The following is a 20,752-nucleotide window of genomic DNA, read 5'->3' as shown; positions in this document are numbered from 1 at the left end:
AGTTGTCGCCCTGCCCGCTATGAGGAACCAGTAGTCAGAACCACTGCTCCAGCACTTCGGCGACACCGTCGTCGTCGTTCGACGAGGTGCAGTGGTCGGCGATCGCCATAACCTCGTCCACGGCGTTGCCCATCGCCACGCCTGTCCCCGCCCACCGCAGCATCGCCACATCATTGGGCATGTCCCCGAACGCCACGACGCGCGACGGATCCAGCGCGGGAACCACCCGTGCCCCCGGTGCCGCCCCATGGTCGTCCACATCCCCCAACGCGTGCGCCACACCGGACAGTTTCGAGACGCCCGGGACGTTGACCTCCAGCAGGCCGCCACTGAAAGACCAGGTCACGTGTGCGACCGTCGGATCAACAACCGGGTTGACCAGGTCGAAAAGCTCCGAACTCTCCATCGCCTCGTGCCGCACGAGCAGCTTCACCGCCGGCACCGAGCACAGGGCGTCGAGAGGCTCCACCGAGTGCTCCTCAGTGTCCCAGGCGTGCGGATACTCCGGCTGTACAGCGAAAAGTTCGTCAGCACGGTCAAAGGCGCTGCGCCCGGCACGCTCCGCAGCGAAAGTCACCGGCGGCAGACCCTGGTCAGCCAACCAGGGCCCCGTCGCCTCCGAAATGGTGGCGGTGACCCGGGCCAGAACGTCCGCCGGTAGCTCGGCGGCGTAGGTGATCCGGTCGGACGCCGAATCGTAGACCACTGCCCCGTTGGCGCACACGCACATCGGCCGCAGTCCCAGCTGCTCAATCACCGGAAGCATCCACCGGGCGGGCCTGCCGGAGGCGGGAATGAACGTCGTCCCGGCAGCCACCAGGCGGTTGATCACCGCACAGGCACGCGGCGACACCCGCTCAGCCGAGGTGACCAACGTGCCGTCGAGGTCACTGACGACCAATGTGGGGGCGGCCGGTACAGCCGACGCGGTCACTTAACGTCCCAGCTTCCCACGCAGACGCCCCAGCAGGGACTTCTTCTTTTCGGGGGTCACGCCTGCCGCTTTCTCCGCGTCCCGGCGGATCCGCTCCTCCTTGCGTTTCGCCGCGTCCTCGCGGTCCCGTGTCGTCGCCTCCTCCAACGACGGTGCCGACCCTCCCAGGGAGGCGGGCATCCAGTACTCGCCGTCCTCGAACGGCCCGAACGCCTCCGCGTAACGCGCACGGGACGTGTCGAGAATCTCGACCATCGACTCGTGGAGACGGTCCGTGGCGTCCCGTGACGACCCACTGAGATCCACCGGCTCACCGACAGACAGGATCAGTGAGGCGTCCTTGGGACGCCAGATCGGCTTGCGTCCCTTCGTCCAGATACGCTGCGATCCCCACAGCACCACCGGGATCAACGGCACCCCGGCGTCCTGGGCGATCCGCGCCGCACCGTCCTTGAACTCCTTGATCTCGAACGACCGGGAGATGGTGGCCTCCGGGAAGATTCCGATGAGCTCGCCACCCGCGGCACGGCGGGTCGCCTCACGGACCGAACCGGCCCCGTCTGCACGGTCCACCGGAATGTGGTGGCATCCCGACATGGCGGGACCGGCGACCGGGTTGTCCCAGATCTCCTTCTTCGCCATGAACCGCACCAGGCGTCCCCCGTTCATCGCGGAGGGGATACCGCCGAAAACGAAGTCCCAGTAGCCGGTGTGGTTCACCGCGAGCACCGCCCCGCCGTCAGTGGGGATACGCTCCGGGTGGTAGATCTCGACCTTGAGCCGCTGGACATAACGCATCCAGAACTTCGCGAGGGGGATGATCACCCGCCCGTAGAACAGCTCCTTCGATTCCGGGTGGGCGGGCGTGTCAGGCACGCCCGTGGGGATCTCGAAGCCTTTGGGAATCCACATGCCGTGTTATGTCTCCTTGTTGTGTTGCGCGGCTCACTTCGGGGTCAGGACGTCCTTCCCCACGAAGGGTCGCAGTGCCTCGGGCACGACGACCGAACCGTCCGCCTGCTGGTTGTTCTCCAGGATGGCGACAAGCCACCGGGTGGTGGCCAGGGTGCCGTTGAGGGTGGCGGCCGTCTGTGCCTTGCCGTCCTCATCACGGTAGCGGGTCTTGAGACGCCGCGCCTGGAAAGTGGTGCAGTTGGACGTGGAGGTCAGCTCGCGGTAGGCGCTCTGGGTCGGGACCCAGGCCTCCGTGTCGAACTTACGGGACGCCGATGAGCCGAGATCGCCACCGGCCACGTCGATGACACGGTACGGGACCTGCACCGCGGCGAGCATGTCCTTCTCCATCGCCAGGAGCTCCTGGTGCTGCTGCTCGGCGTCCTCCGGACGGCAGTAGACGAACATCTCGACCTTGTCGAACTGGTGCACGCGCAGGATCCCGCGGGTGTCCTTGCCGTAGGAGCCGGCCTCGCGGCGGAAGCAGGACGACCAGCCGGCGTAGCGCACCGGGCCGTCCGACAGGTCGATGATCTCGTCCTTGTGGTACCCGGCCAACGCGACCTCACTGGTGCCGACGAGGTACATGTCGTCCGCCTCGAGCCGGTAGATCTCGTCGGCGTGCGCGCCGAGGAACCCGGTGCCGGCCATGATCTCCGGACGCACCAGCACCGGCGGGATCATCAGCTGGAAGCCGTGGTCACGCGCCTTCTGCGCCGCCAGCTGCAGCATGCCGAGCTGGAGCAACGCCCCGTCACCGGTGAGGAAGTAGAAGCGGGCGCCGGAGACCTTCGCACCCCGTTCCATGTCGATCAGGCCGAGCGACTCCCCCAGTTCCAGGTGGTCCTTCGGGGTGAAGTCGAATTCACGGGGCGCACCGATATGCTCCAGCACCACGAAATCGTCCTCCCCACCAGCGGGGGCACCGCTGACGACGTTCGACAACGCCATCTGCAGGTCCTGCACGTCCGACTCCGCGGCCGACTGTGCGTCCTCAAGTTCCTTCACCGCGGCGGAACGGGTCTTGCCCTCCGCACGCAGTGACTCGCGTTCCTCGTCCGACGCGTCCTTCATGGCCTTACCCATGGTCTTCGAGAACGCCTTCTGCTCAGCCCGGGCCGTGTCAGCTGCGGCGATGGCCTCGCGGCGACGCTGGTCGGCCTCCAGGAGCCGGTCGACGAGTGCCGGGTCCTCGCCACGGGTGCGCTGGGATTCACGGACGACGTCAGGGTTCTCCCGCAGGAACTTGAGATCAATCATGCCCCGTAGTTTAGCTACAGTGGAATCAACCGTGTGCAGCGCTGTCCGCCACTGACTGAGCTGTCCAGTGATGTCCAGTGATGTCCAGTGCCGTCCAGTGATGTCTAACGATGTCCACTCCCCGTGAGAGAATGCGTGTTATGCCGTCCAGCACCCCGTCCTCAGCATCCGACCGTCCTGTCGACGCACGCCCGAACAAAGGCCGCCGCAGGACGGTCACCGTGCTGCTCACGGCGGCCCTCGCCGGAGCGGTCGGGGCCGGCGCCTACGAGTACTTCGCCCCCCAGGGCGCGTCCGTGGTCGCCCAGCGTGGCGCGGACCGTACTGAAGAAGCCCCGGAACTGGTCGCGTTCACCGACGCCGACACCGCCGACTGCGTGAACTGGTCGCAGGACGGCGACATCGCCACCGACTTCGCCGTCGTGGACTGCGCCTCCCCCCACCGTTTCGAGGTCGCCACCCGCGAGGACCTGTCCCAGTACCCGACCAGCGAGTTCGGGCCGGACGCCCCGCAACCCGACCTGGAGCGACAGGGGCAGCTGACCTCCGAGCTGTGTGAAGGGCCGACCCGCACGTACCTCGACGGACGCCTCGACCCGCAGGGCCGCTACTCCATCGTCCCCATCCTGCCCCCGGAGGCCGCGTGGGACGGCGGTGACCGCACGATGCTGTGCGGGGTGGCCGTGCCCCAGGCCGACGGCAACTACGCCGAAGCCACCGGTCGTGCCGCAGAGACCGACCAGTCGCCCGCCGAACCGGCGGAGACCTGCATGCGCGCCCAGGGTGACGCGGTGGACGTCGCCGACTGTGACCGCCCGTACTCCTGGCAGGTGACCTCGGTGGTGAATCTCGGGGACACCTTCGACGGCGCGTGGCCGACGATCGAGCAGCAGAACGACCATCTCGACGACGTGTGCACCGCCGCGGCCATCGAGTTCCTCGGTGGCGGAGACGACGAGAACCTCTACCAGTCCACGCTGACCCCCTTCTGGACGACACTGCCACAGGAGTCCTGGAACGCCGGGTCACGCACCGTCAACTGCGCGCTGACCAAGGCGCGGGACGGTGGCGGCTTCGCCGACCTGCAGGGAGACGTCCGCGGCGACTTCACCATCGACGGCAATCCGCCGGAGAAGCAGCCGGAACGTAATCCGCGCCGCGACAACGACAGCAACTCCGACTCCGCTTCCGGCAGCGAGGCACCGTGATCGAGGTCAGTGACGACGATTTCGAGGACCTGGTGGACCGTGGTCTCCGCCTGATCCCCCGGCAGCTGCTCGACGCCCTCGACAATGTCGCGATCGTCGTCGAGGACCACAACGACGAGGATCCGTCGATCCTCGGGCTCTACCATGGCGTGGCGCTGACGGAACGCTCCGTGGAATGGCCCACGTTCCTCCCGGACAAGATCAGCATCTACAAGGACGCCCTCTGCCGGTACTGCTCGAGCCACGAACAGCTCGTCGAGGAAGTCGCGGTCACCGTGGTCCACGAGATCGGCCACCATTTCGGCATCGACGACGCCCGCCTGCACGAACTCGGGTGGGGTTAGTTCCTCCCCGCCCGGGGCGGTTCACCGTGCCCGGCCCAGTCCGTGACCTTCCACCCGTCGGCGACTGCCTCACTGAGGTCCTCCGGGGCAAGGGAGCCGCCCAGGTCGGGGACCTCCAGATCGACCCGCAGGGTATTGGGCAGCAGCGTCCGTACCGCGAACTCGGGATCCACCCTTCCCAGGTAGGCGGCGATCAGGCGGATCACCGCACCGTGGCTGACGACCGCCAGATCCGACCCGGCACGTTGGGCGGTGGACAGCACCGGCAGCAGTGTGCCGAGGTACCGTCCGACAACCTCACGCCCGGTGGATGCACCGGGCACGGGCAGGTCCATCGACCCGCCCAACCATTCGGCGAAGGTGCGGTGGTATCCGTAGTGCGCGTCCGGATCCACCCTCATCTCGTACTGTCCGGCGGGGATCTCGGAGATCCCCGGCACCGCACCCGGCATCACCAGGGGAAGCGGCCGGTGCAGCGCTGCCGCAGCGCCGTCGGTCAGCGTGGGGCGAGTCCCCGTGCCGCCTCCGAGAGCGGCCGGCGCGCCCGCTGTCGTGGACTCCTCCGGCCCCACCTCCGCGTGGTCGAGACCGTCGGTGACCTCGAGCTCCGCGAGTTGCGCCAGGGCGTCGGCGAAATCACTGCCCGGCGCGGTGCGTTCCAGGTGCAGACCTCGACCACTGCCGCCGAGGGCGATTCCGGCCGCGGTCTGGCGGGCACGCAACGCCTGTGACGACACCATCGCCAACGGGGCATTCCCGGTACGTTCTCCGGCCAGACGTTCCCCCGCGGCTCGGGCCTGTGACCAGCCGAGGTCGGTCAGCGCGGCCCCCGGCAGGTTGGTGTCGAGGGCGTGGCTGACATTCGACGTGGTCTGCCCGTGTCGGATCAGCAGCAGCCGACTCACGGCTGACCACCGTCCCTCATATCCCCCAGGCCTCTCAGCCCCTGGATCCAGTCCCAGGAGGCGGCGTAGTCGGGCGGCACGGAGCCGTCGGGACCGTCGACACCGCCGACCCACCCTTCCTGTGGCCAGGACCCGAGGAACCGGATGCGGTCGCAGTAGCGGTGCAGGCCCGCCAGGGCCTCGGCGACGGCGTCGTCCTGCAGGTGCCCGACAAGTTCCACGTGGAAGTTGTAGGTTCCCGCCTTCTCCCGGGTCGGGCGCGACTCGATGCGTGACATGTCGACGCGGCGGGTGGCCAGTTCCATCAGGGCCATCACCAGTGACGCCGGCACATTGGGAACCTGCAGGACAATGGCGGTGCGGTCGTGTCCGGTGCGGGCGGTGGGCTCCTGGGGCAGGCCCACCAGGACGAACCGGGTGTGTGCCCCGGCCACGTCGGCGATACCCTCTGCGACGGCATCCAGCTCGTGGAGGGCACCGGCACGTGCCGGTGCTGCCGCAGCGTCCGCCTCGCCGGCGGCGACAGCGGCAGCTGCGGCACCGTTGGAACTTGCGGGGATGAACTCCGCGTGGGGGAGGTGTTCGGCCGCCCACCGTCGCACCTGGGCCTGTGCGACGGGGTGGGTGGTGAAGGTCCGGACGTCCTCGAGCCGGGTGCCGGGGCGTACGAGGATCGAGAAGACGACGGGGACGTCATGTTCCCGCAGGATCTGCACCGGTGCTCCGTCGGCCAGCGAGTCGAAGGTCTGTGTGACCGGCCCGTCCACGCTGCTCTCCAGGGCGACGACGGCCCGGTCGACCTCACCCTGCCGGACCAGGTCCAGGGCCTCCGCAGGGGAGGCCACCGTGCGGTGGGCGACATCCTCCGGCAGGTGGCCGGCGGCCGTCATGTTCAGGACGGCCTGTTCGGTGAAGGTTCCACGTGGGCCGAGATAGGCCACCGTCTCGATGTCACTCATGACACCAACCTACCGGGCGCCGGTAGTGTGTCCGACATGAATCCCCCACCACCCAGGGAAGGCACTGCCGGCACCCCAGACACCGGCAGTACCGGCAGCGCCAACAGCACCGAGGCCGTGTCGCTGCGACTCACCCGGCTGAGCGCGCGCACCGGGTTGACCCCGGAGGAACTGGGAGTGGCCAGGATCTACGACCGGGTTCACGAGGACCGTCGGGAGCACGGCCCGCTGCGGGGACTGGACGTCCTGGTCAAGGACCTCAACCGGGTGGCCGGTGAGGTCACGACCTTCGGTTCCGTCGGACATGCCGTGGTGGCGGAGTCCGACGACACCGCCGTGACGCGACTTCTGGAGGAAGGCGCCAGGCTGGTCGGTGCCAGTGTCACCGCCGAATTCGGGGCGACGGTCTACACCGAGCCCGCGCACGGTCCCGGTCCGGTGAACCCGATCGACCGACGGATGACGTCCGGCGGCTCCTCGTCCGGCGCTGCGGTGGCCGTGGCACGCGGGATCGTCGACGTCGCCCACGCCAGCGACGGTGGCGGGTCGATCCGCGTGCCTGCAGCGGCAGTGGGCCTGCCCGGGCTGAAACCCGCACACACCGTGGACGACGGTGGGCTGCCGAATCCGGCGGCGCAGGGATTCATCGCACGCGATCTCGACCTCACGGCCCGCGCCTACGGAATCTCTGCGCTGTCAACACCGTCCGCGCCGACACGGCCGCTACGGCTGGGGCACACCAACCGTCCGTTCCACACCGCCACCGCAGTGGAGCCGACGGTGGCCAACGCCACGGCGGCTGCCGCGTCCCTGCTGGTCACCCACCCCGCCGTCAGCGGTGTCCGCCCGGTGGCGGCCCCGTACCCGGTGGAACACTTCGACATGTACTCGCGGATCATGGCGGTCCGGTGCCGTGACCTGCCTGATCCTGCGACGACGATGCCGACGTGGTTGAGGCGGCGGGGCCTGGACCTCACCCCCGCTGAGATAGCGGACGCCACAGAGGCGGTCTCGTCGCTGCCGGGGGACGTCCTCACGGCGTGGGACGACGACACCGACGGACCAGTGGACGTGGTCGTGACTCCGATGCTGGCGTGCGCGCCACCCGGCATCGGTGCCTTTTCCCGCTATTCAGGGCCGGATGTCAACGACCCCGCCACGGACTTCCTGGCGCAGACCGCCTGGACACCCTGGGCCACGCTCTGGAACCTCACCGGATGGGCGGGGCTCTCCGTCCCCCTGGTGACACCCGACGTCGCACCCGGACGGTGGCCGGTCTCGGTCCACCTGGGCGCCGTCGCCGACCGGGTCTCCGCCGCCGAGCTCCTGGGCCTGGCACAGCACCTGCAGGAGACTGTGGGGCGGTTGGTGGATGCTGACCCTTCCGTTCTCGATGCCGTGACCGTCGCCGGCCCCGGCGACCTTGAGGCGTTGGTCGAGTCGTTGATCGAGGACTCCTCCAGGGACGGGCGATGAACCGGTCCGACCGACGTGCGCTCCGGTGGGAGCTGGTCATCGTCCTCGCCGTCACTTTCGGCGCCTCCGGGGCCCGCTCGGCGTTGCGGCTTCTCGAGGCCGCCACGATGCCGGAGGGCCTCAATGAGCAGAGCACCACCCTCAACGCCCGTCAGTCGGCGCTGACCTGGCTCGATCCTGCATTCCAGCTGATCTCCACCGGGGTGCTCGTCGCCTGGGGCGGGCTGGCGCTGTTCCTGTTGCTGCGGCATGTGCCGCCGACTCTGGTGGGACGGCCCGGCGCGTCCGGGGTGCACCTCCGCCCCCGGTGGCGTGACGCACTGCCCGGAGCCGGCCTGGCAGCGCTGATCGGCGTTCCGGGACTGGTCTTCTATGTCGGAGCGGTACAGCTGGGACTGTCCAAGGAGGTCATCCCGACCGGACTGGACCGCAGCGTCCAGGATCTGCTGCTGCTGATCCTGAACTCGTGGGCGAACGGATTCGCCGAGGAGATCCTCGTGGTGGCATGGCTGTGCTGCCGGCTACGCCAACTCCGGGTGCCGTGGATGTGGGTGTTCCTGGCCTCGGCGGTGCTGCGCGGAAGCTACCACCTCTACCAGGGGTACTCCGCCGGACTGGGGAACATGGCGATGGGGCTGGTCTTCGTCTGGTTCTTCTACCGCACAGGCCGTGTCTGGCCGTTGATCATCGCACACGGCCTGATCGACACTGTGGCGTTCGTGGGCTACCAGATACTGGGGTCCACGCCGGGACTGTGAGACCGCCGGTGAGGGGCATCGCTCAGCCGAAGGCCTCCAGTTCACGCTTGACGACCTTGCCGATCGGGTTGCGCGGCAGCGGCTGGTCCATCAGGACGACGTCGCGCGGCACGGCCGGGGCCATGAAGTTCTCCCGCACGTGGGTGCGGATGTCGTCCTCACTCAGGTCTGCGGAGCCGTCGGTGACGACATAGGCCTTGACGCGCTGGAACTTCTCGTCGTCCTCCACCCCGACGCAGTAGGACTCGGCAACGCCGTCCACCCGGTCGATGATGTCGGACACGGAGGTCGGCCAGATGTTCTCGCCGCCGACGATGATCATGTCGTTGTTGCGCCCCAGCACGCGCAGGCGACCGGTCTCCGGGTCGATGACACCCTTGTCGCCCAGGTCCAGCATGCCGTCGCGGTAGTCGGGCTTGTCCCGGTTACCGAGGTACCCCTTCATGGACATGGCGTTGTGGGCGTGGATGATGCCGACCTCACCGGGAGCCACCTGCTTACCGGTGTCCGGGTCGAGCAGTTCCAGGCGACCGTTCCACACCCGGTGTCCGGCGGTGAGCGGATCCTCTGCGAGGTCCTCCGGGGTGGCGTAGGCCACCAGCAGGCCCTCAGTGGAACCGTAGCCGCTGGACAGGATGTTGCCGTAGCGCTCCTGCAGGCCGCGCACGAGGTCTTCGCTCATCGCGTTGCCGGCGTTGAGGATCCACGTCATCGACGACAGGTCGTAGGACCCGTCATCCACGGCCAGGACGTCCTTGAGGAAGACAGCGGAGCTGAGCATGCCGGTGCACTTGTAGTCCTGCACCTGCTGCAGCACGACCTCCGGCTTGAACACGCGCTGGGTCACCAGCGTGCAGCCGGCGGTGATGGCCAGGACTGCGGCGCCCCAGCCGAGGACATGGAAGAGGCTCGCCGTGAGCTGAAGCCGGTCCCCGGCCTTGACGTTCAGTCCCTTGAGGACAGGCCCGAGCACACCGACCGGGAAACTGGGCTCGGTGTGCTGGACCGCCTTGGGGGTCCCGCTGGTGCCGGAGGACATCAGGATGACGCCACCCTGGGTGGGGCGGGACGGGAATGCGTCGTTGTGGGGGCCGGGGTTGGCCCAGAAGTCCTCGATCGTCGGGTAGTCGATGTCGGTGCGGTGCCCCTCTGCGGCGTCCGCGTGGATGAGGGTGGCGCCGAAGTCGGTGAGGTCCTCGGGGAACCGGTCGTCGAACTCGGAGTCGTAGAAGATGACGTCGAGCTTGTGCTCCTTGACGATCTCGGCGATCTGGTGCTTGCTGGCACCGACATTCAGCAGGAAGACGGTGTATCCGAGGTACCCCTTGGCTGCCAGGGGGAAGAGGAATCCGCGCCCGTTGCGGGCCATGATGCCGACGCGGCTGTCCGAGGTGATGCCGTGGCTGGCCAGGGTGTGTGCGGTGAGCCGGGAGTAGTTGGTGAGTTCCTGGTAGGTCAGCTCTCCGTCGTCGTCGACAAGCGCCAGTCGGGAGGGGAACCGGGCGGTGGTCCCCTCGAGAAGGCCGGCGAGACTGGTGCCGTAGCGTCCCAGCGCTTTAGCCACCCCGAGACCGCCGGCAGGGGTGGATCCCTTGAGGAATCCTGTGTTCACGAAGGCCTTGGCGCCTTTTACGGCGCCTTTGAGGTCATAGGACAGCTGTTCAAACACTGTCGCTCCTTTTCTGAGTCTGTCGTTGGTGGTCTCGGTAGTCTCGATGGTCTCGTACGTGGTCGTCTCGTGCTCCCCCGTGAAACGTACGCGCGGCATGACGAGGGGCGGACGTCGGGGCGGCGCGCCAGAGCCGGGGTCGTCAAACTACTTTCGCCTACCATACCGGGCCGAGGCGGCCTGGCGTTACCCGGCAGCCCCGGGCACGGACTGACACCCTCAGTCACATACGTAACAATTGCAACTTTAGCCACAGGGGTTACATTTTGGATGATTAGTGGATAAAGTCACGTTAATGTAACGTCGTTGTCCCAGGAAACGGTTCAGGAGACCGAATCCGTCTTCGGCTTGTCGGGGACACGTCGGGACACATGACACGTTTCAGGAGAGGAACCTCAGTAATGAGCGCACGACACCGCACGGCATCGCGGGCAGGCCGCCGCATCGCCGGAATCGCAGCCGCCGCCGTAGCCACGGTCGCCGCCCTGTCCGGGACGCTGCTCTCAGCACCGGAAAGCCAGGCCGCACCCAACAACACGGTCGTCCTCGGCGACTCCATCGTCGCCAACCCGGACATCTACAACTGGGCTGCGGGCAAGGGCCTCCCCCTGCCCGACCCGATCCTCAGCGGTTCGGGCTGCGGCACGGACAACCGGTTCGCCAACTCCTACGCCCAGGCGTCCGGCAAGCACGTCGACAACTACTCCTGTGCCGGCGGTTCCTACCGCACCGGTGGCATGCACGTCACCGAGCAGGCAGACCGGGCCAACCGCGGCGGCGCACTGGACGCCGGCACTGACGAGGTCGTCATCTGGGCGGGCGCCAACGACACCTACCCCTACATCCTCGGCGACAAGCTGCCGGTCCCGCAGATCGAGCGCCAGCTGCGTGACTCGGTGAACCGCACCGTCTCCCACGTCAAGCGCCTCGCGCCCAACGCCAATGTGAAGGTGCTGGGCTTCCCGCACATCACCAACGGTGCCGGCCAGGTCTGCCCGATCAACGTCATCCCGAACGTGCAGCTGCCGAGCGCCCTGATTCAGGTCTCCGACGTCGAGTGGGCTCTGGAACGTGCCCTGCGTGACGGAGCCACCGGTGCCGGCGGCAGCTTCGTCGACCTCAAGGGGCCGAGCCGCGGCCACGAGATGTGCTCGAACGACCGGTGGGTCGTCGGCCTGATCGACACCACCTCCGAGCGTCGTAACCTCCCGCTGCACATGACCGACACCGGTCTGCGTGCCATGGGACGCGCCGCCGCGAACGCCTGACACTTCCCCGTGTCCCCGCAACCGGGGCCCGACGGTCTTCTTCTGACCGTCGGGCCCCGGTTGCTTACGCTGGGACACATGAATCTGGACGGAACGACGTTGCTGCAGGGCCCCCCAGGCCGACGGATGGTGCTGGAGTATGTTCTCGCCTGCGAGGAACGCCAGGGGCGCGACAACCAGGGAACAGGGCAATCACTGTGGGGTATGGTCCGCCAGGCCGCCGAGTACCTGGCCCCTGTTCCGGAGGCTCGGACATACGCGTTCCGGTCGTCTGCTGCCCCCGACAGCCCGTCACGAATCTACGAGGCCCCTGGTTCCCCACCGGACCCGGATTCCAGAATCACCCCGGAACAGGCTGCCGAGCAGATCCGCCGTACAACCTTGCTCTCCCCGGACCCCGCTCTGCTACTGGCCGCGCTCACCACGTCTGTCGAATCCGCCGCGTACTGGCAGAACCCCGTGGGCCAGGATGTCCTCGCCGGCACTGCCCCCGTGCGCGAGGCATTGGAGAATGCAGTCTCCCTCATCGCGGGATCCCCGCATACCCGCTGGTGATCTACCCCGGCCGACCTTGACGACCAGTGGTTCGTCTACTGGGGCAACAGCAGTGAACCCGCGCCGAGCGCACAACGCCGTGGACTCAGTGACGGTGATACCCTCGAGAAGCTCACGACCTGGCGAATCGACCAGGAAAGGACGGAGGAGAAGTACCGTCGGTCGGCAACCGAGGCGCCCCTCTCCGGCTCCGGCGGAGCGTGGTGGACAACGCCTCCCGCGCCAGCGCTCCCCTCGACCAGGACCTTCCCCGGTACAGAGATGCCGGTGGGAGTTCCGCTCCAGGAGGACCGGTTCGGCAGTACAGCCCATGCTTTCCCGTACGCACCGCCGCCGAATCCCCGTATCTACGAAGTCAATGAACCTGAGGACTGGGTCAGGCTGTGCGACGAATTCCCTCTCGATCAGACGTACACGCTACGGAGAGAGTGGTTCAAAGTCACCGGACGCGACGGCCGATGGACAGTGCCGGACTGGTCCACAGTCGCGGAGAAGTGGGATGCCGTCCATCTGACGGTCGCCGGATACCTGCGAACAGCCACCCGCACAGTTCCGGTGGGCACCCTTCCCGACGGCGCGCAGTATCCGGCACCTGCAGAGACAATGATGGCCGGTTGGTCGCCGGACGAGACCTGGTGGTTCCGGGAGCACGAGGCAGGACCGTTCACCAGCGGTACCCGACGGTGGACCGATAGTGGCAGCGGAGAACTTACTCCGGTCGCCGGAGAATAGCCCCCCGGTCAGCCGACCGTGTCCGCCAACAGCGGCGTCAGCGTCTCCACCGCCCATTGCGACGAGAGCGGCCCCGGGTAGGCGACGGCCCAGGCCAGGTTGCCCTCATAGTGTTTACCGTTGGCCTCGAACGAAGGCTCGTTCCCCTCCGTGAAGGCGTTATTGGTGATCACCAGACTGTGGCCGTCCCGGACGGCGGGGATGCTACGGAACACCGCACTGTCCTGGAGCTCGCCGATCCGCCCGTCAGAATTGTCGAGGACAATGACGACATCGGCGGCCAGGTCGTCGACCCGTTCCCCGCCGAGCTGCACACCCTGAAGCTCCGTGGTCGCCGGGTCTTCCTCGAAGCCCATCTCACTGAACAATGCCGCCGCATCGCCACCGGCAGGGTTGAGCAGTCTCATTTCGTCGAGCCCGAAGTACTGGATCAATGACACGGTCTTACCCGCGAACTCGGGGTACTTCTTGCGGACGGCGGCCACGGTGTCCTCCGTCTGTTGGACGACCTCGTCCGCCCGCTCCTCCTCGCCGAGCGCCTCGCCCAGGTTGATGAGGGTCTGCTGCCAGTTGCCCGCGACATCGTCCTGGGTCTCTGCGGAAATGACCGGCGCGATGTCCGACAACTGGTCGTAGACATCCTTCAGGTCGAGCTGACTGGCGATGATCAGGTCCGGCTCCGCCGCCGCGAGTTCCTCCATCGGAGGCATCCCGCTTTCGGTGTACTCGAAGGTCGCCTCCGGATCCCCGCTCAACGCGTCAAGGGTCCACGTCTCCTGTTTAACGGTGTTCGCGGGCACAATCACCGGAGACTCACCCATCGAAGCGACGATGTCGGTGTCCTTGTAGCCCACCGCGGCAATGCGTTCCGGACGGGCCTCCGGGGTGCTGTCGCCCCAGGGCGAGGTGAACGTCACCGGCGTGAAACCCTCATCGACGGTGGAGGAGTCACCTCCCCCGTCACCTGAGGAACAGGCTGCGGACACCAACGACATGGTGGCGACGAGAGCGGCAAGTGATGTCCGCACCCGGGATCGCCGGTCTCTACTCCGCCAGACACCACGTCCGGGCGCCATCGTGACAGTCATGGGGATACTTCTCCTCGGTCAGGGAAACGTCGACCGACTTATCGTACACCCAGGAAAGGCTCCCCTGACTTCTGATGGAGGCGGTTCTCACCCTTTACGCTTCTTCCCTGTCTTCTTCGTCTTCTTCCCCGCCTCAGCAGCGCGGGCGGCACGGTTCGCGGAACGTACCAGGGGGACGAGGCTGACAATGACAACCACAAAGGGGACGATCCCCAGCGCGGTCACCCACGCGCCCTCGAAGATGAACGACAGGATGATGATCACCACCGCCAGCACGGACGTTCCCAACGTCACCGACCTGGCCATCGGAGCCGCCGCCTCGTGGCCCGCCGTCCACGCGTTGTCACTGGCCTTCGTGGCGGACGTCCGGATCCCCACCGCCCCGGATCGTGGCAGGTCGCCTCGCGCAGCAGCCTTCGTCACCTGCGAGATGACCATGGACAGAACCACCGCCATGACCGCCGGAAACGCCACTGCCATCAATGCATCACTCATGATCAGCATCCTACGGGACTCCGTTTTCCACCCGTCCAGCCCGTAGTATGTCCCCATGTCACCAACCCCGCCCGACAATGACGGCCGCTCCGGAGACCCTGTCGCCCGTGACAGGCACGGTCGGCCGATCCTTGACCGTTACGGGCGTCCCGTGCCCCGTCGTTCCTCGGGTGCGGTCCCGCCGCCGCAGGACGCCACCCGCGCCTACGGAGGGGAGCACAGGGCAGAACCACGGCACCGGGCGGCTGGCCAGGACCATGCCCGACCGCAGAATCAGGCCCAGCCGCCGCAGTACCGCCGGCAACCGGAACAGCCACCGCAGGCCGCCCCGTACCAGCCGCCCCGACAGGAGTACGAGCCGCAACGGCCGTACCGGCAGCAGCCGCCGCCCGAGCAACCACCCAGGCAACCGTTCGAGCAACCGTCCGGTCCGCCGCCGCGGTCCCGGCGGCCGCGCAAGCGTCGGCGGATCCGTCCCCTACGGATCATCGGCGCGCTGCTCCTGGTGGTCATCCTGGTCGCCGGTGGCACCGCATGGTGGGTCGACTCGAACCTCAACCGGGTCGACGCACTCACCGACTACGAGGGCCGCATCGGCAATACGTCAGGGACGAACTGGCTGCTCGTGGGCTCCGATTCCCGTGCCGGGATGAGTGAGGAGGACGGCGAACGCTACGCCGCCGGTGACCTCTCAGACGGCGGAGCCAGGACGGACACGATCATCGTCGTCCACGTCCCCACCTTCGGTGGTAAGCCGACCATGGTGTCCATCCCCCGCGACTCCTATGTGTCGATCCCCGGCTACGGCGAGGGGAAGATCAACTCCGCGTTCTCCCTCGGTGGCCCGCAGCTCCTGCAGCAGACCGTCGAGGGGTCCACCGGAATGCGCATGGACCACTACATGGAGATCGGGTTCGGTGGCTTCGGGAAGATCGTCGACGCGGTCGGCGGAGTGGAACTGTGCCCGACCGAAGCCATCGACGACCCGATGGCGGGACTGAATGTCGAGGCGGGCTGCCAGGAAATGGACGGGCCGACGGCTCTGGGCTACGTGCGCACCCGGTACACCTCAGCCAACGGTGACCTGGACCGGGTGGAACGCCAGCGTGAGTTCCTCAACGCCGTGGTCTCGAAGGTGGGTTCGTTCGGCACCCTCGCCAACCCTTTCCGGGCCCTTCCCCTGATCAACGCGTTCTCCGACGCGCTGACCGTGGACGAGAGCGACCATGTGTGGCACCTCGCGCGCCTCGCGCTCGGCATGATCCGCGGCGCGGACCAGCAGACCGTCCCCGTCGGCGGATTCGCCGACACGGACGCGGGAAGTGTGGTCCTCTGGGACGACGGCGCCGCCGAGGAGCTCTTCAGCGAGCTGCGCTGATTTAAGCCGGTCGGCACCGGCCGGTTGCGGTCAGTTCAGGACGGCGAGCGCGGCGTCGTAGTCGGGCTCGGTGGTGATCTCCGGGACCAGCTGTGAGTGCAGGACGGTGCCGTCGGTGTCCAGGACAACCACCGAGCGGCCCAACAGACCGGCGAGCGGGGAGTCGGTGAGAGTCACACCGAAGTCCTCACCGAAGGAGGACCGGAAGGCGGAGGTGGCCTCCACGTTCTCGATGCCCTCGGCGGCGCAGAACCGTCCCAGTGCGAAAGGGAGGTCCTTCGAGACGGAGACGACGGCGGTGTTCTCCAGGTCGGTGGCCCGTTTGTTGAACTCCCGCTCGGACGCGGCGCAGACACCGGTGTCGACCGAGGGGAAGATGTTCAGCACCACACGCTTGCCGCGGAGCGAGTCGCCGTTGACGTCCTTGAGCTCGGCGGACACGGTGGTGAAGTTGGGTGCCTGCTCGCCGACTGCGGGCAGGTCACCGACGGTGTGGGCAGGGGTTCCTTGGAATGCGGTATCAGCCATGCCACCCATGGTGGCACAGATTGCCGATCAGCGGATCGTGACCTCGCGGGCGATGATCGTCTGACGCGACTTCTGCTCCTCCGCGGTGAGGGATCCACCGTCCGCGATCTCGGACAGCGCGGTGGCGATCCGGGCGTCCAGTTCCTGCAACGGCGCCGCGAACTCGCTGGCGTCCATGGTGTTGTCCAGGTCGAACACGGGGACGAGGATGCCGTGGGTGCGGAAGACTCCGGCGAAGCGCGTGTCCTCGCCGAGGTTCAGCTGGCCTGCGGCGTGGACGCGGGCGAGTGCGGGGAGCAGCTGCGCCTCCGTCTCCGGCCGGACCCAGCGGATGTGTGCCTTCTCTCCCGGGTCGATCCACCAGGCGGATCCGGTGATCCCGGCGTCCACGCGCGCGCTGGGCAGGACCGAGGCGTTGGCCTGGTCGAGGGAGGCGACAACCTGCGGATTGTCGCGCTGGTCCTCGGTGAGCCACCAGTTGAAGTCGTCCCGCACCTCGATCGTCGGCGTCTGGTCGGCGACCAGGAGGGAGGACAGGGCCGGCTCGGAACCGTCGGCGACGGCGACCTCCAGGCTGCTGCCCGGTGCCGCCTCCCTGGCCCAGTTCAGGGCGAAGGCCAGGTCCCGGTTGGGGTTGTCACCGCGGTGCTGGGTCTGCAGGGCGACCAGTGCCTCGCCGCCCTCCTCGTCGGCCCGGACGAGCGCTGCCGCCGCCCCGGGGAGGACGGTGCAGATCGTCACCGTGCGGGTGAAGCCGGCGTCCTTCTCCGTCTCCGCGGTGAAGTACGCGGAGGGGACGAACTCCTGCAGCGCGATCAGGTCGGTCTCAGCGGAGAACCCGTCGTAGGGGCGGGGGTCGCGCTCCAGCGCGGCACGCTCGGCGGCACGCTTGGCGAGCTTCGCCTGGCGACGGCTCATGCCCTCGGGCAGATCGTCCTGGTTCTTGTTCTTCCTGTTCTTCTTAGCCACGGCCCACAGTCTAGCGGTCAGGGAAGACTCACGGCGCCGTCGATCACCCGTCGGGCGCGGTCGGGGTAGTCGGTGGCGGCCCACCTGACACCGTGGCGATGCAGCCAGAGGAGATCGTCCCGCCGGTTGGCGGTGAAGACGTAGGTACGGTCACCGGCACCGACGACCTGCTGCGGTGCCTGCCGTGCGCGGTACATCGAGAATCCCTGCGACGGGGCGACGCCCATCGGCTCGACATGCTTCAGCATGCGCCACAGAAAGTACTCCTTCCGCAGGTAGATCCGGGGGATCTGCGGGTTCAGGGCGGAGAAGCGGGCCAGGGAGCCGTGGTCGAAGGAGATCAGGTGGACCAGGCTGCCCGGGCCACCCGGGCCACCGTCCGCCAGACCGGCGGCATGCAGTTCGCGGTTCATCGCCGCCTCCAGACGTCCGTCCCGCTCCCCTGCACTGCCGAGCCGTTTGGTCTCGATGAAGAGCTCGGGCCGGTAGTCGCTGGTCTGTACGTCCTGGATGAACCCGAGCAGTTCCTGCAGCGTCGGAATACGCTGGGGGCGTTCCGCTGTTCCCACGTTGAATTCCCGGAGTTGCGCCAACGGCATCGTCGCGACGGTCCCGGCACCGTCGGACGTGCGGTCGACCGTGGCGTCGTGGATGACCACGGGGACCCCGTCGGCGGTGAGTCGAATATCACACTCGATGCCGTCCGCCCGCTGCTCGACGGCGAGTTCATAGGCGTCGAGGGTCAGTTCGGGCCGGTAACCGCTCGCCCCGCGGTGCGCGATGATCTTCACGTCCCCCATTGTTACCCGATCCGGCCGATGGCGCGGACCGATGCACTGTAGTATGACTCCCCGTGGCAGATTTTCCGGCAGGTGTCCGACCCCCTCTGCACGGGGGCCCGGCACGGGACGTCCCGAGCAGGTCGGTCAGCGACACCGCGCTGGTGTTCGAGGGTGGGGCGATGCGCGCCGCATTCTCCTCGGCGATGGTCCAGGCACTGCTCGAGGAAGGCATCCAGTTCGACTGGGCCTACGGCAACTCCGCGTCGGCCGTGCACGTGGCCACCTACCTCTCGCAGGACACCCGGCTGGCACGCGACTACTTCACCGTCTTCCCCGGAGACCCGCTCTTCGGCGGGATCCGGCCGTTCCTCCGTGGCGACGGGTTCTTCAATGCGCGCTACATCTTCGGCCCCGACGCCCAGGTCGAGGACCGGAGCATGGTGCCGGACTGGGACGCGATCACCGCCAGCCCGGGGAACTTCCGTATCTCCGGGTTCAACGGCCGCAGCGGCGAAACGGTGCACTGGTCACGTGAGGACATGCACGGCCTGGACGACTTCCTGCGGCATGCGCGTGCGTCGGCGTCGCTGCCGATCGTCATGCCGCCGACGAAGATCGGCACCGAGGTCTACTTCGACGGCGCGTTCGGCTCCACCGGAGGCATCCCGGTCGACTCCGCGATCGAGATGGAGGGCTTCGACCGGTTCCTCGTGGTGATGACACGCACCCGCTCCTACCGCAAGAGCGCCTCGAAGTTCACCTGGTTCGTGAAGCGGGCGTTTCCCCAGTACCCGGCCCTGGCACAGTCGATGCTGGACCGGCACGCCCGGTACAACCGGACCCGGGACTGGATCTTCGAGCAGGAGAGGCGGGGCAAGGCGTACATCTTCGCCCCGCACCGGATGCCCCTGGGTAACGGCACCCGCAAGCTCAACGAGCTGGCGGAGACCTATGAGGCGGGGCTGGCCCAGGCCCGCGAGGAGATGCCGCTGATCCGGCGTTTCCTACGGGTCTGAGCTAGAGCCGGAAGACTCCCGCATCATCCATGACCTGCTGCAGCGTGTCCGCCGAGGTGTCGAACTGCCCCTGCTCGGTGTCGTCCAGACCGAGCTCGATGACCTCCCGGATACCCCGACGGTTGATCACGGCCGGGGTACCGATGTAGATCGCGGGATCGTCGTCCCGACCGTACTGGCCGTCGACCAGCGCTGACACCGGCAGGACGACATCCTCGTTACGTAGGACGGCCCGGGTGATCCTGGCCATCCCGACGCCGATGCCGAAACTCGTGGACCCTTTCGCGTTGATGATCTCGTAGGCGGCGTCGCGGGTGCGCCGGAAGATCTCACTGACGCTCTCCCCACCGTCCGGGGACTGCGCCAACCGGACAGGCAACGGTACGCCTGCGACAGAACCGGCGGACAGGACCGGAAGCTCGGTGTCCCCGTGCTCGCCGATGACGTAGGCGTGGACCGAGGTCGGGGAGACCTGGAAGTACTCCCCGAGGGCGGACCGGAACCGGGCGGTGTCGAGAATGGTGCCGGAGCCGATGACCTGGTTCGAGGGAACCCCGGAGATCCTCCACGTGGCGTACGAGAGGATGTCGACAGGGTTGGACGCCACCAGGTAGATACCGTCGAAGCCGGAGTCGCGGACTCTGCCGACGATGTCCTGGAAAATGGACACGTTCTTGCCGACGAGGTCCAGTCGGGTCTCCCCGGGTTTCTGTGCGGCTCCGGCGCAGATGCAGACGATGGACGCGTCGGCGCAGTCGGAGTAGTCACCCTGGGTGACGCGTGTCCCGTGACCAGACCAGGGCACCGCGTGGTTGAGATCCTGGACGTGTCCCCAGGTCTTACGCTCGTCCACGTCGATGATGACGAGGTGGTCACAGAGCCCCTGGTTCACCAGTGCGTAGGCGTAGGCCACGCCCACGTCCCCCGCCCCGATCAGAACGATCCTCGTACCTGCGCTGGCTCTCATGGCTGCTCCTGTGGGTGTCGGTCGGCGTGCGTGGGCCACGGTGAATCAATCCCCAGCGTACGCCGAGAGACGGAACACCGCAGGTGGGATGTCTTTTAGCGGACCCATTCATATGTTCAATCCATTGAACTCCTTAATTCAATAGGTAAATCATTGCGAGGTGCACGGAAACTGACCACACTGGTGGACGGACAAACGATTACCGACAACGAAAGGATCGAGAACATGGCTGTCTACGAGCTTCCCGACCTCCCCTACGACTACGACGCCCTCGAGCCGCACATCTCCGCCGAGATCATGCAGCTGCACCACGACAAGCACCACGCCACCTACGTCGCCGGCGCCAACACCGCCCTCGACGCCCTCGAAAAGGCCCGCGAGGAAGGCACCAACCCCGACCAGATCCGCGCGCTGTCCAAGAACCTCGCGTTCAACCTGGGCGGACACACCAACCACTCCATCTTCTGGAAGAACCTCTCCCCCAACGGCGGCGGCGAGCCCACCGGT

22 protein-coding genes are annotated in these 20,752 nt (G+C 67.3%); 10 read left to right on the top strand and 12 right to left on the bottom strand.

Annotated elements, in window-relative coordinates; translation table 11 throughout:
* Positions 1 to 34 precede the first annotated feature (34 nt).
* Genes FS507_RS08020 through serS form a run of 3 tightly spaced genes read right to left on the bottom strand, consistent with a single transcriptional unit; the run spans position 35 to position 3,148 of the window.
* Positions 35 to 934, bottom strand: a complete 900-nt coding sequence (locus FS507_RS08020; RefSeq protein ID WP_145942272.1) for an HAD family hydrolase — start codon at positions 932 to 934, stop codon at positions 35 to 37.
* Positions 935 to 1,846 (bottom strand): lysophospholipid acyltransferase family protein, encoded by a 912-nt coding sequence (locus FS507_RS08015; protein ID WP_145942271.1) that lies wholly within the window; start codon positions 1,844 to 1,846, stop codon positions 935 to 937.
* Between the two features lie 33 nt (positions 1,847 to 1,879).
* On the bottom strand, positions 1,880 to 3,148 hold the full coding sequence (serS, locus tag FS507_RS08010; protein WP_145942270.1) for a serine--tRNA ligase: 1,269 nt from the start codon (positions 3,146 to 3,148) through the stop codon (positions 1,880 to 1,882).
* A gap of 140 nt (positions 3,149 to 3,288) precedes the next feature.
* Between serS and FS507_RS08005 the strand changes: the two genes are divergently transcribed.
* Positions 3,289 to 4,356, top strand: coding sequence for a septum formation family protein (locus FS507_RS08005; RefSeq protein ID WP_145942269.1), 1,068 nt, complete (start codon positions 3,289 to 3,291; stop codon positions 4,354 to 4,356).
* A complete protein-coding gene (locus FS507_RS08000; RefSeq protein ID WP_145942268.1) occupies positions 4,353 to 4,700 on the top strand; it encodes a metallopeptidase family protein in 348 nt (115 codons plus the stop codon). The genes FS507_RS08005 and FS507_RS08000 overlap by 4 nt, the downstream gene beginning before the upstream one ends.
* Here FS507_RS08000 and FS507_RS07995 read toward each other — a convergent pair.
* Together FS507_RS07995 and pheA are read right to left on the bottom strand one after the other, a co-directional pair.
* Entirely contained in the window at positions 4,697 to 5,605 is a 909-nt protein-coding gene (locus FS507_RS07995) for a histidine phosphatase family protein (RefSeq protein WP_145942267.1), read from the bottom strand. The genes FS507_RS08000 and FS507_RS07995 overlap by 4 nt on opposite strands.
* Positions 5,602 to 6,564, bottom strand: a complete 963-nt coding sequence (pheA, locus tag FS507_RS07990; protein ID WP_145942266.1) for a prephenate dehydratase — start codon at positions 6,562 to 6,564, stop codon at positions 5,602 to 5,604. Before pheA ends, FS507_RS07995 begins: the two co-directional genes overlap by 4 nt.
* A gap of 36 nt (positions 6,565 to 6,600) precedes the next feature.
* Between pheA and FS507_RS07985 the strand changes: the two genes are divergently transcribed.
* Both FS507_RS07985 and FS507_RS07980 read left to right on the top strand, forming a co-directional pair.
* Complete coding sequence (locus FS507_RS07985; RefSeq protein ID WP_145942265.1) at positions 6,601 to 8,040, top strand: amidase family protein; 1,440 nt, start codon at positions 6,601 to 6,603, stop codon at positions 8,038 to 8,040.
* Entirely contained in the window at positions 8,037 to 8,798 is a 762-nt protein-coding gene (locus FS507_RS07980) for a CPBP family intramembrane glutamic endopeptidase (protein ID WP_145942264.1), read from the top strand. Before FS507_RS07985 ends, FS507_RS07980 begins: the two co-directional genes overlap by 4 nt.
* Before the next feature lie 22 nt (positions 8,799 to 8,820).
* Here FS507_RS07980 and FS507_RS07975 read toward each other — a convergent pair whose 3' ends face one another.
* Entirely contained in the window at positions 8,821 to 10,467 is a 1,647-nt protein-coding gene (locus FS507_RS07975; RefSeq protein ID WP_260853228.1) for an AMP-binding protein, read from the bottom strand.
* A 401-nt stretch (positions 10,468 to 10,868) separates the two neighbouring features.
* Here FS507_RS07975 and FS507_RS07970 point away from each other — a divergent pair, with 401 nt between their 5' ends.
* The 3 genes from FS507_RS07970 to FS507_RS07960 all read left to right on the top strand — a co-directional run bounded on the left by FS507_RS07970 (position 10,869) and on the right by FS507_RS07960 (position 13,022).
* Positions 10,869 to 11,735 (top strand): GDSL-type esterase/lipase family protein, encoded by an 867-nt coding sequence (locus FS507_RS07970; RefSeq protein WP_145942262.1) that lies wholly within the window; start codon positions 10,869 to 10,871, stop codon positions 11,733 to 11,735.
* A gap of 78 nt (positions 11,736 to 11,813) precedes the next feature.
* The gene (locus FS507_RS07965; protein WP_145942261.1) at positions 11,814 to 12,290 is read left to right on the top strand and encodes a hypothetical protein; all 477 of its coding nucleotides are present in this window, start codon (positions 11,814 to 11,816) and stop codon (positions 12,288 to 12,290) included.
* Positions 12,291 to 12,557: 267 nt separating this feature from the next.
* The gene (locus tag FS507_RS07960; protein ID WP_145942260.1) at positions 12,558 to 13,022 is read left to right on the top strand and encodes a hypothetical protein; all 465 of its coding nucleotides are present in this window, start codon (positions 12,558 to 12,560) and stop codon (positions 13,020 to 13,022) included.
* 8 nt (positions 13,023 to 13,030) lie between these two features.
* Here the strand turns inward: FS507_RS07960 and FS507_RS07955 are convergent, their stop codons facing one another.
* The gene (locus tag FS507_RS07955; protein ID WP_145942259.1) at positions 13,031 to 14,110 is read right to left on the bottom strand and encodes an ABC transporter substrate-binding protein; all 1,080 of its coding nucleotides are present in this window, start codon (positions 14,108 to 14,110) and stop codon (positions 13,031 to 13,033) included.
* An 87-nt stretch (positions 14,111 to 14,197) separates the two neighbouring features.
* Positions 14,198 to 14,605: an SdpI family protein gene (locus FS507_RS07950; RefSeq protein ID WP_186314609.1), complete on the bottom strand. Its 408-nt coding sequence runs from the start codon at positions 14,603 to 14,605 to the stop codon at positions 14,198 to 14,200.
* A gap of 55 nt (positions 14,606 to 14,660) precedes the next feature.
* Here FS507_RS07950 and FS507_RS07945 point away from each other — a divergent pair, with 55 nt between their 5' ends.
* A complete protein-coding gene (locus FS507_RS07945) occupies positions 14,661 to 15,983 on the top strand; it encodes an LCP family protein (protein ID WP_145942257.1) in 1,323 nt (440 codons plus the stop codon).
* A gap of 30 nt (positions 15,984 to 16,013) precedes the next feature.
* On the opposite strand, the gene tpx is transcribed toward FS507_RS07945, so the two are convergent.
* The 3 genes from tpx to FS507_RS07930 all read right to left on the bottom strand — a co-directional run bounded on the left by tpx (position 16,014) and on the right by FS507_RS07930 (position 18,280).
* Positions 16,014 to 16,511, bottom strand: coding sequence for a thiol peroxidase (gene tpx, locus FS507_RS07940; protein WP_075814929.1), 498 nt, complete (start codon positions 16,509 to 16,511; stop codon positions 16,014 to 16,016).
* A gap of 27 nt (positions 16,512 to 16,538) precedes the next feature.
* Entirely contained in the window at positions 16,539 to 17,429 is an 891-nt protein-coding gene (locus tag FS507_RS07935) for a DUF5926 family protein (protein ID WP_145942402.1), read from the bottom strand.
* A 68-nt stretch (positions 17,430 to 17,497) separates the two neighbouring features.
* The gene (locus FS507_RS07930; protein WP_145942256.1) at positions 17,498 to 18,280 is read right to left on the bottom strand and encodes a glycerophosphodiester phosphodiesterase; all 783 of its coding nucleotides are present in this window, start codon (positions 18,278 to 18,280) and stop codon (positions 17,498 to 17,500) included.
* A 53-nt stretch (positions 18,281 to 18,333) separates the two neighbouring features.
* Here FS507_RS07930 and FS507_RS07925 point away from each other — a divergent pair, with 53 nt between their 5' ends.
* On the top strand, positions 18,334 to 19,278 hold the full coding sequence (locus FS507_RS07925) for a patatin-like phospholipase family protein (protein WP_260853227.1): 945 nt from the start codon (positions 18,334 to 18,336) through the stop codon (positions 19,276 to 19,278).
* 1 nt (position 19,279) lies between these two features.
* Here the strand turns inward: FS507_RS07925 and FS507_RS07920 are convergent, their stop codons facing one another.
* A complete protein-coding gene (locus tag FS507_RS07920) occupies positions 19,280 to 20,245 on the bottom strand; it encodes an L-lactate dehydrogenase (protein WP_145942255.1) in 966 nt (321 codons plus the stop codon).
* Between the two features lie 225 nt (positions 20,246 to 20,470).
* Here FS507_RS07920 and FS507_RS07915 point away from each other — a divergent pair.
* On the top strand, positions 20,471 to 20,752 hold a 282-nt coding region (locus FS507_RS07915; protein WP_145942254.1), incomplete at its 3' end, for a superoxide dismutase.

Origin of the sequence: Corynebacterium glyciniphilum AJ 3170 (assembly GCF_007673095.1) — a bacterium.
GTDB lineage: Bacteria > Actinomycetota > Actinomycetes > Mycobacteriales > Mycobacteriaceae > Corynebacterium.
This window is presented reverse-complemented; position numbering and strand designations above follow the sequence as displayed.